Source organism: Thermopolyspora sp. NPDC052614, from assembly GCF_040678635.1.
GTDB lineage: Bacteria > Actinomycetota > Actinomycetes > Streptosporangiales > Streptosporangiaceae > Thermopolyspora.
Genome location: NZ_JBFATZ010000002.1, coordinates 536,417 through 547,992, shown reverse-complemented (window position 1 = coordinate 547,992; position 11,576 = coordinate 536,417). Strand labels below are relative to the sequence as shown.

Sequence of the window (11,576 nt, the reverse complement as noted above, 5' to 3'; positions counted from 1 at the left end):
GTGAGGCCGTCCCGTCACACCGCGGGCGGATCGAAGTCGAAGTCGAGCCGCTCGCCGCTGAGCGCCACACGCGTGTCGGGGTGGTCACGGCCCAGAACCCGCTCGTAGCGGGCGAGGGTGTCGGTCACCGACTTATCGGCGAGCTTTCACGTTACTCGGCTACTGCGCCATTCTCACCTCCCGCGCCCTCCTCGTCCGGCCGCGCCACTTCGCGTAGTCCGTTCTGCGCGGCGATGGTGTGCGGGTGGCTGCTACCGAGAGCGCGTTCCGCGAGTTCCAGGGCCCGAGCATACAATCCGCGGGCAGAGCTAAGCTGTCCCTGTAACCGCAGAATGCGAGCCAGATTGTTCATCGACACCACTGTCAGCGGATGAGTTTCGCCGAGCACGCGCGCCCTGCGCTCCAGTGTGTCCGCATGAATTTGTCGCGCCGCATCCAGTCGCTCCTTCACCCGGCAGACCTCGCCTAGATTGTTGGAGTAGATCAGGGAGTTCGGGTGATCAGGGCCGAGAGTCTCTACCGCCAACCGCACCGCCCGCGCAGCCATGGCATAAGCCTCATCGATCTTCCCCCTCCTGCGTAGGACCTTGCCTAGGTTGTTCACGGCGGACACCGTCAATGCGTGGCGTTCGCCCAGGGCCGTTTCACGTACGGCCAGCACGTGCCTGAGGAGCATCTCGGCTTGCTCAAGGCGATCCTCCATCTCCATAAGGATCCCGGCAAGGTCGTTCATGACCGCGACCGTCTCTAGATGCTCTTCCCCCAGATCATCCCGCACGATGGAAAGCAGCTGTTCACAAGCGGTTCGTGCATCGTCCAGTCGCCCCAAGCCCGTCCATGTTTGAGCGAGGTAGAACAAGAGCCTACGGGTGTGCGGATCATAGTCCGGCAGATGCTGCCTGGCAACCGCATGTGCATGACGGCAAAGCTCTTCTGCAAGCAGGTACTCTCCGCCGCGATACAGACGAATACCCAATTCAGCCTCTAGACCGGTATAGAGCTTGACCTCGTCCGTACGCAGCGACACGTTTAGCTCATCGAGTCTCTTTGACAGTTCCTGCACATGCGGGAACAAGGCGGCCGCGATTGCCCAGTGCTCCGGCGTCTTCGGGTCTTCGATTGGAAGATTACGGGCCAGCACCCGCAATCCCAGCTTGATCCACCGAGTCGCACTCCACCCCTCGGTGGGGTCGATTCGCACCCAGGGAACCATCCCCAGCACTGGGCTGAAAAGTCTGTTCGCCAGCCTACCCTGCTGGCTAATCACATACTCACGCATGAGATCGGAGACAAGCTGGTGGATGCGGAGGTGGGTGGGTGCAGCAGATGTGATGAGTGAGGTCTGTCGAAGGGCGGAGACGACCTGATCGAAAGTCACGCTGTCCCTTGCGAGATCCGCCAGAGGACGCGGCAATATGTCCGAGGCCCCAGACAAGAGGTCACGAGGTATGTCCGCCACAGCCATGAAGGAGCATAGCTTCATCCACTGCGGTGCGGCCAAATTAACTCTCTTTGCCCGGTCATATGACAACCGAAATGTCGTCGCAAGCCCGACTTTCCTGGCCTGGGGTCCCGAGTGGAGAATCTTCCCCCTGCCCGCTCGGTATCGCTCCAGGTACTGGGCGATCCCGATCCCCGCATCCCTGCAGTATGCCCCGGCCTGCTCCAAGGCCAAGGGCAGTCCTTCGAGGGAGTTGGCCGATTCCTCCGCAGACGTCCCACCAAGGTCCCCGCTGCGCACGCGCAGGAATTCGGCCGCCTCCTTCGCCGGAAACGGCTCCAGCAGCAGTGCTTCGGCGAGTTCTTCGAACTGCGGATTCCTAGACGCGATTATGACCGTACCGTTATCTCCGACCGGAATCAAATCGATCAGGTCGTCGACATTTCCCGCATCGTCGTATATAAGCAGCCACCCTTTGTTATGATTCAGCTGCTCGACAACGCGATAGGCTACGGACTCCCGTTCGGGAGCATGCACCCCCAAGCGAGCACCGAAATCGGCGAGGGACTGGGCGCGGGTATGTTCCAAATTTCCTCGGCCGTTTTCATATCCGTGACGGCAGGTGGTGCGGGCGCCCCTTCCACCATGGTGCGATGCGACTGGATCTCCCAGACGAGCACCGGAATAGCGAGTATCAGGCAAATGGGCCAGGCAAGCCACAGATGCGACCGCCAAGCCTCCGGCAGACTACTTGCCGCGATATTCATGGCAACCGGCAGGAGGAAGATCGCGATTATCGAGACCAGGGTTACCAGCTTGCGACGAGGCACAGGTCACCCTCCGAATAAATTCGGGTGAATGGGCACGAAGGAAATGGGAAATGTACAGGCGAGAACTTAGCGTAGCATACATGACCAAGGCCAATCACGCCTGCGACATCGATCTTTCACCACATGCCACACAGAGGACAAATGACCCAAATGCGGCAACAGACGCCAGCACGCTCATCGCGATCGACCGCTGCCGATCATCCGTCAGTGATTGTGTCGTCAGTATGCGCAGGAGATCTGGAGACTCCATCTGGGTCGACTGGATAAGTACACAACTTCGTCCACATGGATCTACTTGGTCCCGGCTTCGCGAACTGACCCTGGGTAGTCGCCAGGAATGTTGAGATCAGCCGCGTGCGCAATGGTCGAGACCCGCCGCCGACGTTCAGTGGAGCAACTTCCAGGAGTGACCACACGATTACCGGTGAAGGCGCATACGGAAACGCGTTGGCCCGGCCTCGGTGCCCGGCATGCCGCGACGAGAGCCGCGTACGCCTTTATTCATCGCTAAAAAATCGGCTGCCCGATTTCCGCGGCCATTCGTGATCATTCATCCTTGATCGCGCTTCGCGCACAGGTTGAAGGTCTATCCTGATGCACCTGGTCAGGGCTTCGGGAGGTCTTCTGGTGTCGACGGGCACGCGACCGGTACGGCGAGCCGCCCGGTGGGCGCGTGCGCACGGCGTCTTCCTCGCCGCGCTCGCCGCGGGGGCCGGGCTCAGGGCGCTGGCCGTACTCGGGTATCGGCCCGCGCTGTGGTTCTGGGCCGACTCCTTCGCCTACCTGAACGCCGCGCTGAGCCCGCGTCCGCTGGAGAGCCGGCCCTCGGGATACTCGCTGTTCCTGTGGCTGCTGCGGCCGATGGAGAGCATCCAGGCGGTGGTGATCGTGCAGCACCTGCTGGGGCTCGGCCTGGCGGTCTGCGTGTACGCGGTGCTGTGGCGGCGGACGAGGCTGCCGGGGTGGGCGGCGACGGTCGCCGCGCTGCCGGTGCTGCTCGACGCGCATCAGGTGCAGCTCGAGCACCTGATCATGGCGGATCTGCTGTTCACGTTCCTGGTCACGGCGGCGGTGACGATGCTGCTGTGGCGGGAGCGGCCGACGTCGTGGGTCGTGGTGGGCGCGGCGCTGCTGCTGGCCGCGAGCACCGTCACGCGGACGATCGGGTTGCCGGTGACGGCCGTCGTGTTCGGCTGCCTGCTGTTGGCCCGGACGCGGTGGACGCGGCTGGTCGCCGCGGGGGCCGCCGCGGCCGTGGTGCTGGCCGGGTACGCGGCGTGGTTTCACGCCGAGTACGGGACCTTCGGGCTCACCCGGGGCAACGCCTTCCTGTGGGCGCGCACCATGTCGTTCGCCGACTGCGCGAAGCTGGACCTCGACGAACGGACGCGGGTGTTGTGCCCGCGGGAGCCGCTGGACGCGCGCAAGGCGCCGCCGGAGTACATCTGGAGCGGCGACTCACCGCTGAACGGCAACGGGCTCGACGCCCGCGAACGCGACGAGCTCGCCGGGCGGTTCGCCACGCGGGCCATTCTGGCGCAGCCGTTCGACTTCGTGGCGACGGGGCTGGTCGATTTCGCGCACATCTTCACCTGGACGCGGCGCGTCTACCCCTCCGACGGTGACCAGAGCGCGTACGCCTTCCCCGACTCGGTACGGCCGTTCACCGACAAGCCGGCCTCCAAGGGACGGACAGCCACCGAGCTGACCACGCTCTACCAGGGCGAGAGCGGGGCGACCGAGGTCGTGGAGCCGTGGGCGGGGCTGCTGCGGGCCTACCAGACGCAGGGGTTCCTGCGCGGTCCCCTGCTGGCCGCGATCCTGCTCGCCGGGGCGGCGGGGATCGTGCTGCCGCTCCGGCGGCGGGCCGGGCCGCGGGAGGGCGTCACCCGGCTCGCCGTTCTGCTGCCGTGGGCCACCGCGATGACGCTGCTGCTGATGCCGCCGCTGATCGCCGCCTTCGACCACCGCTACGTGCTGCCGGCCGTGCCGGTGGCGTGCCTCGCCGCGGGGCTCGCCGCCGACCGGCTACGACGGCGTCCAGTGCGTGGGGGGCGGAGGGTTCGCGGCGCGGCGGCGCACGTGCACCCGGACGAGCACCTCGGCGTCGGGCACGCCGGTCGCCGCGCGCATTCGTGAGGCGGCCTGCTCGTCCAGCCGCGCGAGCAGCGCGCCGAGGTCCGTGCCCGGGTCGCAGGTGACGCGGACGCGCAACCGGCGATCGCCCACCAGCCGTACCCGCAACGCCGTGATCCCGGGGATGCCGCGCAGGGCGACGCCGAGCATCGCCGTACCCGAGCCGCTGCGCGCGCCGCGCCGCCCCCAGCCCGCGGCGAGCACCAGCCAGCGCGTCGCGGCCAGCGCGAGCAGGAAGGACAGCACGGCCGCCACCGGCACCACCCACGGGTGGGCGTAGAAGAACATCGGCACGCGCGGGTCGAGGATCGGCGCGGCGGGGCGGCGGGCCCGCAGCCACAACGCGACGCCGCCGACGGTCAGCGACGCGAGCCCGGCCACGACAAGGCCGACGCGGTTGCCCAGATGCGAGCGCATCCTCACCCTTCCGCTCCTCCTCACCCCTCCTCCGCGCGCATGCCCACGACGACCCGCCGAGCGATCCTGGCCTTCGTCGCCGGCGGCACGACCGCGATCACGACCGGGGCGGGCCGGACGCCGCGTGACGCGCGCACGGTCATCTCCTACCGGGACGCAGTCGCACGACGACCTGACGGTTGTGGTCGGCCCCCAGCCGGATCAGCGTGTGACCGGCCGCGGCCCCGACGCGTGGCAGCAGATCCCCGGTACGCCGGGCCGCGGCGCGTACCGTGATCTCGATCCGGCAGTTGCGCAGGGCCACCTGTACGCCGTCGACGCCGTCCACCGATCGGATCGCCGTGGCCAGCGTGCGGCGGAGCCCGGAGCGGGTGAGGCCGAGCGCCAGCAGGGGGTCGGAGGTCTCCAGGGGGATCAGTCGCGGGCGGCCCGGAATGATCGCGTGCGCGAGCAGCGCCACGCCGCAGACGATCATCAGGTAGGCGATCGCGCAGGCCAGCGGGTCGTCCCAGGTGCGCGCGCCGAGCGCGCCGAGCCGGTCGAGCGTGCCCCATCGCGGCCGCCCGCCCAGCATGACCCAGATCAGGTCGGCCGTCGCGGCCCACCCGGCGACCGAGAGCAGCAGGGCCGCGAGGATTCCGGCGGGGGTACGGCCCGGCCGCAGCGCGCGCAGCGACACGCGCGGGTCCGGCGCGGGACGGGCGCCGTTCCACCGCGGCTCGCCGCGGCCGCGGCCGTGCCGCGCCCGCATCCGTCCGGGAGGCCGCGCGTGCTCCAGGGCCCATGCGGGGTCCTGCTCGCCCGAGGACTCCGGCCGCATGGCCGCCCCCGCCCGCCGCCCCGTGCTGCTCGGACTCGTCACGAGAGCCACAGGTACACGCCCCGGGCCGAACGCCGCAGCGTCTTATCCCTTCCCTTGTGATTTCCAGAGCCCCGCCAGGACGAGACTTTGCCCGCACCGGGCCAAGCCACCCGGCCCGCACAAGAAAGGCGAATACCACTCATGATTTTCGCCGGGTGCGCCGTTAGGCTGCGCTTATGGACCAGCGCCGGCGCTACGACCACGCCACCCGGGATCTGGAGCCTCCCTTCGCGATCCTCGACGTCGAGGCGCTCGACGCCAACGCCGCCGCCCTCGTACGGCGAGCCGCCGGCAAACCGATCCGGGTGGCGAGCAAATCGGTCCGTTCCCGCGCGGTCCTCGAACGCGTCCTGGCGATGGACGGCTTCGCCGGAATCCTGGCCTTCACCCTGCCCGAGGCCCTCTGGCTGGCCTCATGCGGGTTCGCCGACATCGTCGTGGCGTACCCGACGACCGACCGGCGGGCCCTGGCCGCGCTCGCCGCCGACGCCGACGCCGCCCGCGAGATCACCCTCATGATCGACGCGGAACCGCATCTGGACCTGATCGAGGCGGCGATCCGGGACGTCCGCCCGCGCCACGAGATCCGCCTCTGCCTCGACATGGACGCGAGCTTCGTCGCGTTCGCCGGGCTGCTGCGCGCCGGGGCGCTGCGCTCCCCCGTGCGCGAGCCCGAGCAGGCGGCCGACCTCGCCGCCGCCGTCGCCAAGCGGCCGGGCATGCGGCTGGTGGGGCTCATGGCCTACGAGGGGCAGATCGCGGGAGTCGGCGACCGGGTGCCGGGGGCGTACGGGCGGGTGCTGCGCTGGATGCAACGAAGCTCGCAGCGCGAGCTGGCCGTGCGCCGCGGCGCGGTGGTGCGGGCCGTGCGTGAGTACGCCGAGCTGGAGTTCGTGAACGGCGGCGGCACCGGGAGCGTGGAGAAGACCGCGCTCGAGGACGCCGTCACCGAGATCGCGGCCGGATCGGGCCTGTTCCATCCGCGGCTGTTCGACTTCTACCGCGCGTTCAGCGGACGGCCCGCGGCGATGTTCGCCCTGCCGGTGGTGCGCCGACCGGCGCCGGGCGTGGTGACGGTGCTGGGCGGCGGCTACCTCGCCTCCGGGCCGCCGGACGCGAGCCGCTTGCCCCAGCCCTACCTGCCGCCCGGGCTGCGCTACCACCGGCACGAGGGCGCGGGCGAGGTGCAGACGCCGCTGCTCGGGCGGGCCGCGCACGAGCTGCGCGAGGGGGACCGGGTGTGGTTCCGGCACGCCAAGGCGGGCGAGCTGTGCGAGCGTTTCGACGTCCTGCACCTCGTCGAGGGCGATCGTGTGGTCGGCGAGGCCCTCACCTACCGCGGCGAGGGACACGCCTTCCTCTAGCCCGTCGGCCCTCGATCAGCACCGCCGATCTCAGCGCCCCCGATCTCAGCGCCGCCGGCGACGACGGCGCAGCAGCACGATCGCCGCGCCCACCGCCAGCACCGCCCCCACCCCGATCAGGACGGGCGCGAGGTTCGGCGGCGGCTCGCGCCGGGCGTCGTCCGCGGAGCCGTCGAGCGGCCGGTGGACGTTGCCGGTGAGCAGGTCGCCCACCGAGGTCACCAGGTGCCCGGCGTTGGCCTTCACCTTGGCGACGCTCCGCTCCGCGACCCGCTTCGGGCTCACCCGGTCCGCGATCGCGTCGATCGTGCGAGCGAGGTCGGCCCTCGTACGCTCGATGTCCCGCTCCAGCGCAGCGGGGTCGGAGTCCGCCATCGCGATCCCTTCTCCGTTCCTTCCCAATGGCCGGGAGCCCCTCGCCTCCGCGGCGCGCGGTCCCGGCCGCGACGCCGCCGGGCCGGCCGTCGTGATCATCGATCCGTCCAACTGACGCGATCAGTCTTCCAGGTCCGGGTACGGCATGGCACCTCGGCCATGCCGCTAAATTGGTCAGGACCCGGCCTCGGCCGGCCGAACCGCAGGAGGGACCTCGTGATCGACGACAGGCTCGCACCGGGCGACCCGGCACCGGACTTCACCCTTCCCGACGCCGCCGGTGAGGACGTCGCTCTGCGGTCGTTCCGCGGCCGGAAGGTCATCCTCTACTTCTACCCCGCCGCGATGACCCCCGGGTGCACCAAGCAGGCGTGCGATTTCCGCGACAGCCTCGCCGACCTGACCGACGCCGGATACGTGGTGCTGGGCGTGTCCAAGGACGCCCCGGCCAAGCTCGCCCGCTTCGCCGAGCGCGACGCCCTGACCTTCCCGCTGCTGTCGGACCCGGACCTGGCCGTGCACAAGGCCTACGGCGCGTACGGCGAGAAGACCATGTACGGCAAGACCACCGTCGGCGTGCTGCGCTCCACCTTCGTCATCGACGCCGACGGCAAGGTGGACAAGGCCCTCTACAACGTGAAGGCCACCGGCCACGTCGCCCGGCTGAAGAAGGAACTGGGCGTCGCCTGAACTCCCCCCACCGCGACTCCCCCACCCCAGACTCCGCCCACCGCTACATCGCCCACCGCTATTCACCCAACACAGGAAATGTCGCGCGAAAGCCGCCCCTGCCCCGGTCCTCCTGCCGCGCCGCGGCCATGGTTGTAAGATCGAGGAGATCTGGCGATGCTCGCGAACCGCCGGTCGCCGATCCGATCAGGGCGATCAAGACGATCCGGGCGATCAGGGAATGTCGCGGGATGGGATTCGGGGCCGTAGTCCAATGGCAGAGACACACGGTTTAGGTCCGTGCCAGTGTGGGTTCGAATCCCACCGGCCCCACTGTTACCGGGCCGCGCGACGCGATCTTCTCGCCGCGCGGCTCGTCACGGTGGTTACCGTCATCACATCATCCCTTTACCGCCCCCTCGGGCGTTTCCCCGTGACCAGGATGCCCCCGTGCCCGTAAACACGGCGTAAACACGCGTGCCTCGTACGCCCGGGCCTACGACCTTCTGCGATCGCCACAACGCCGGCTGCGACCTGAGTCGTACGACGGGATCCGCCCGCAGACGGAACCACTCTGAGCAGTCGCGTCCATATCGTTGAGCCATGTTCGGGGAACCGCGCCGGTGGGCTCGGCGGCGCCGCAGGCTCGTGGACGCGCTGTGGCTCACGCCGCTGGCGCTGACGTGCCTGATCAGCGTGCTCTACTACGATCGGCCCGACGGCTCGGCCTGGCCCGAGACGTCCGTGGGCACGGTCGGATACGTGCTGCTCACCGTCGTGCTGCTGGCGCCGCTGTGGTGGCGGGCCGACCGGCCGCGCGAGGTCTTCGCGGTCGTCGCGGGGATCAGCCTCCTGCAGTGGCTGGCCGGATTCGACCCGATCCCAGCGAACATGTCCGTCCTGGTCGCGCTCTTCGCGGTCGCCGCCGGGTGCGCGGCCCGGTGGGCCGTGGCGGCCTGGCTCATCAGCGAGCTGGGCCTGTGGCTCTCCCTGGCCCGGTTCGTGGACGGGGGGACAGGGATCGCGAACCTGAAGGGCTTCGCCTCGGCCTCGGGGTTCGTCATCACGATCGCCATCGCCGGAATCTACGTCAACACCCGCCGCCGGTACCTGGAGAGCCTGGAGGAGCGGGCCGAGCGCGCCGAGCGGGAACGCGACCAGCGAACCGCCATCGTCGCCGCGGCCGAGCGCGCCCGGATCGCCCGGGAGCTGCACGACGTCATCGCGCACCATGTGAGCGTGATGGTGGTGCAGGCCGACGGCGCGGGCTACGCCATCGACGGCGACCCCGAGCAGGCACGCGCGGCGGTCCGGACGATCTCGGCCACCGGCCGCCGGGTCCTCGCCGAGATGCGGCGGCTCGTCGGCGTGCTGCGCGAGGACGACGGATCGGCCGAGGAGTACGCCCCGCAGCCGGGCCTGGCGCAACTGGAGGATCTGCTCCGCCAGGTGCGCGCGTCCGGCCTGCCGGTGGAGTCGTCGATCACCGGCGTGCCCCGGGACCTGCCCGAGGGCGAGCAACTGGTCATCTACCGCGTCGTGCAGGAGGCGCTGACCAACGCGCTGAAGCACGGCGGCCCCGCGGCGAGCGCGGTGGTCGAGGTGGAGTACCGGACCGGCGAGGTCGTGGTGCGGGTCCGCGACGACGGACGCGGCGCGGCGGCCCCCGCCGGCATCGGCGGCCACGGCCTGATCGGCATGCGCGAACGCGTGGCCATGTACGGCGGGGCGGTCGAGGCCGGCCCCCGCAGCGGGGGAGGATTCCAGGTGACGGCGCGGCTTCCGGTGGGCAGGGCGGCATGACGATCCGGGTGTTGCTCGTGGACGACCAGGAGCTCGTGCGCACCGGCTTCCGCATGGTGCTCGGCGCCCAGCAGGACATCGAGGTGGTGGGCGAGGCCGCCGACGGCGCGGCGGCCGTGGAGGCGCTGCGCCGGATCGCCGCCGACGTGGTGCTGATGGACGTGCGGATGCCGCGCATGGACGGCGTCGAGGCCACCCGGCTGATCTGCGCGGGGTCCGCGGACGGCCCCCGGGTGCTCATCCTGACCACGTTCGACCTGGACGAGTACGCCTTCGCCGCGTTGAAGGCGGGCGCGTCGGGCTTCCTGCTCAAGGACGTGCCGCCGGGCGACCTGGTCAGCGCGATCCGGGCGGTGCACGGCGGCGACGCGGTGGTGGCGCCGAGCACCACGCGGCGGCTGCTCGACCGCTTCGCCGTACACCTGCCGCCGGGCGACGCGGCCGAGCCGTCGGCGCTCGGGCTGCTCACCGCGCGGGAGCGGGAGGTCCTGCTGCAGGTGGCGCGCGGCCTGTCGAACGCGGAGATCGCCGAACGGCTGGCGCTCGCCGAGGCGACGGTGAAGACCCATCTCGGCAGGATCCTGGCGAAGCTGGGCCTGCGCGACCGGGCCCAGGCCGTGGTCTACGCCTACGAGAGCGGCCTGGTGGCCCCCTCGGATCGGCCGAAAGGCTGACCCCCGGCTACCACTCAGGTCGGACGCCGCCGTCACGGCTCCCCACAAAGGGCGGCCGAAGTCCGGCTCCATGGCCGATGGGCCGGACGCCTCCGATCAATACCGTTGATCTCATCGTTTATCGCTCAATCGGGCTGAATTTTGTGGATCACCACACTCCGCCGAAGGGCCGACGGGGGCCGGAGCGGACGAGGATCGGAGGCCATAGTGACCATCATCGAAGCCGGGCGCCGGCTCGGGGGACATCACGCGTACGGACAGGGCCAGGGGCAGGCTCGGGAACGGTTCGCCGTCTCGGCCCACGGGCTGACCAAGGTGTACGGCACCGGCGACGCGGCCGTGCGGGCGCTGGGCGGGGTGGACATCGCGTTCGCCGCCGGAAGGTTCACCGCGATCATGGGACCGTCGGGGTCGGGCAAGTCCACCCTCATGCACTGCCTGGCCGGGCTCGACAGCGTCACCGGCGGCGAGGTGTACATCGGCGACACGGAGATCACCAAACTGAACGACCGGCAGCTCACCGGGCTGCGCCGCGAGCGCGTCGGGTTCATCTTCCAGGCGTTCAACCTGCTGCCGACGCTCACCGCCGAGCAGAACATCCTGCTGCCGCTGGACATCGCCGGCCTGCAGCCGGACCGTGAGTTGTTCGACCTGGTCGTGGACACCGTGGGGCTGCGCCCCCGGCTGAAGCACCGGCCCTCGGAGCTGTCCGGCGGCCAGCAGCAGCGCGTCGCGGTGGCCCGCGCGCTCATCGGGAAGCCGCTGGTCATCTTCGCCGACGAGCCGACCGGAAACCTCGACTCGCGCAGCGGCGCCGAGGTGCTGTCGTTCCTGCGCAGATCGGTGCGCGAGCTCGGCCAAACGATCGTCATGGTCACCCACGACCCGGTCGCCGCCTCCTACGCCGACCGGGTGGTGTTCCTGCGCGACGGCCTGCTCGTGACCGAGCTGTACCGGCCGACCCCGCAGTCGGTGCTCGACACGCTGGTGAAGCTGGAGGCCTGA

General features: G+C 69.8%; 11 protein-coding genes and 1 tRNA gene. 7 read left to right on the top strand and 5 right to left on the bottom strand.

Going from position 1 to position 11,576, the window contains the following annotated elements; all coding sequences use genetic code 11:
* Positions 1-14: 14 nt before the first annotated feature.
* Together AB0K60_RS05965 and AB0K60_RS05960 are read right to left on the bottom strand one after the other, a co-directional pair.
* Positions 15-128 carry a tetratricopeptide repeat protein gene (locus AB0K60_RS05965; RefSeq protein ID WP_364049069.1) on the bottom strand — a complete coding sequence of 38 codons (114 nt, stop codon included), beginning with the start codon at positions 126-128 and terminating at the stop codon, positions 15-17.
* Positions 129-151: 23 nt separating this feature from the next.
* Positions 152-2,029 (bottom strand): tetratricopeptide repeat protein, encoded by a 1,878-nt coding sequence (locus AB0K60_RS05960; RefSeq protein ID WP_364049067.1) that lies wholly within the window; start codon positions 2,027-2,029, stop codon positions 152-154.
* A gap of 869 nt (positions 2,030-2,898) precedes the next feature.
* Between AB0K60_RS05960 and AB0K60_RS05955 the strand changes: the two genes are divergently transcribed.
* Positions 2,899-4,410: a hypothetical protein gene (locus AB0K60_RS05955; protein WP_364049065.1), complete on the top strand. Its 1,512-nt coding sequence runs from the start codon at positions 2,899-2,901 to the stop codon at positions 4,408-4,410.
* On the opposite strand, the gene AB0K60_RS05950 is transcribed toward AB0K60_RS05955, so the two are convergent.
* A complete protein-coding gene (locus AB0K60_RS05950; protein WP_364049063.1) occupies positions 4,300-4,830 on the bottom strand; it encodes a hypothetical protein in 531 nt (176 codons plus the stop codon). The two genes, AB0K60_RS05955 and AB0K60_RS05950, sit on opposite strands and share 111 nt — an antisense overlap.
* Before the next feature lie 133 nt (positions 4,831-4,963).
* Positions 4,964-5,686 (bottom strand): DUF6286 domain-containing protein, encoded by a 723-nt coding sequence (locus AB0K60_RS05945; protein WP_364049061.1) that lies wholly within the window; start codon positions 5,684-5,686, stop codon positions 4,964-4,966.
* A 176-nt stretch (positions 5,687-5,862) separates the two neighbouring features.
* On the opposite strand from AB0K60_RS05945, the gene AB0K60_RS05940 reads away from it, so the two are divergent.
* A complete protein-coding gene (locus AB0K60_RS05940) occupies positions 5,863-7,050 on the top strand; it encodes an amino acid deaminase/aldolase (RefSeq protein ID WP_364049059.1) in 1,188 nt (395 codons plus the stop codon).
* Positions 7,051-7,095: 45 nt separating this feature from the next.
* Here the strand turns inward: AB0K60_RS05940 and AB0K60_RS05935 are convergent, their stop codons facing one another.
* On the bottom strand, positions 7,096-7,425 hold the full coding sequence (locus AB0K60_RS05935) for a DUF3618 domain-containing protein (RefSeq protein ID WP_364049057.1): 330 nt from the start codon (positions 7,423-7,425) through the stop codon (positions 7,096-7,098).
* A 219-nt stretch (positions 7,426-7,644) separates the two neighbouring features.
* Here AB0K60_RS05935 and bcp point away from each other — a divergent pair, with 219 nt between their 5' ends.
* From bcp to AB0K60_RS05910, 5 genes are all read left to right on the top strand, one after another.
* The gene (gene bcp, locus AB0K60_RS05930) at positions 7,645-8,115 is read left to right on the top strand and encodes a thioredoxin-dependent thiol peroxidase (RefSeq protein ID WP_364049295.1); all 471 of its coding nucleotides are present in this window, start codon (positions 7,645-7,647) and stop codon (positions 8,113-8,115) included.
* Between the two features lie 239 nt (positions 8,116-8,354).
* Positions 8,355-8,427, top strand: a tRNA-Leu gene (locus tag AB0K60_RS05925).
* Between the two features lie 270 nt (positions 8,428-8,697).
* Complete coding sequence (locus AB0K60_RS05920; protein WP_364049055.1) at positions 8,698-9,897, top strand: histidine kinase; 1,200 nt, start codon at positions 8,698-8,700, stop codon at positions 9,895-9,897.
* Positions 9,894-10,571, top strand: a complete 678-nt coding sequence (locus AB0K60_RS05915) for a response regulator transcription factor (RefSeq protein WP_364049053.1) — start codon at positions 9,894-9,896, stop codon at positions 10,569-10,571. The genes AB0K60_RS05920 and AB0K60_RS05915 overlap by 4 nt, the downstream gene beginning before the upstream one ends.
* 306 nt (positions 10,572-10,877) lie before the next feature.
* Positions 10,878-11,576, top strand: coding sequence for an ABC transporter ATP-binding protein (locus tag AB0K60_RS05910; RefSeq protein ID WP_364049293.1), 699 nt, complete (start codon positions 10,878-10,880; stop codon positions 11,574-11,576).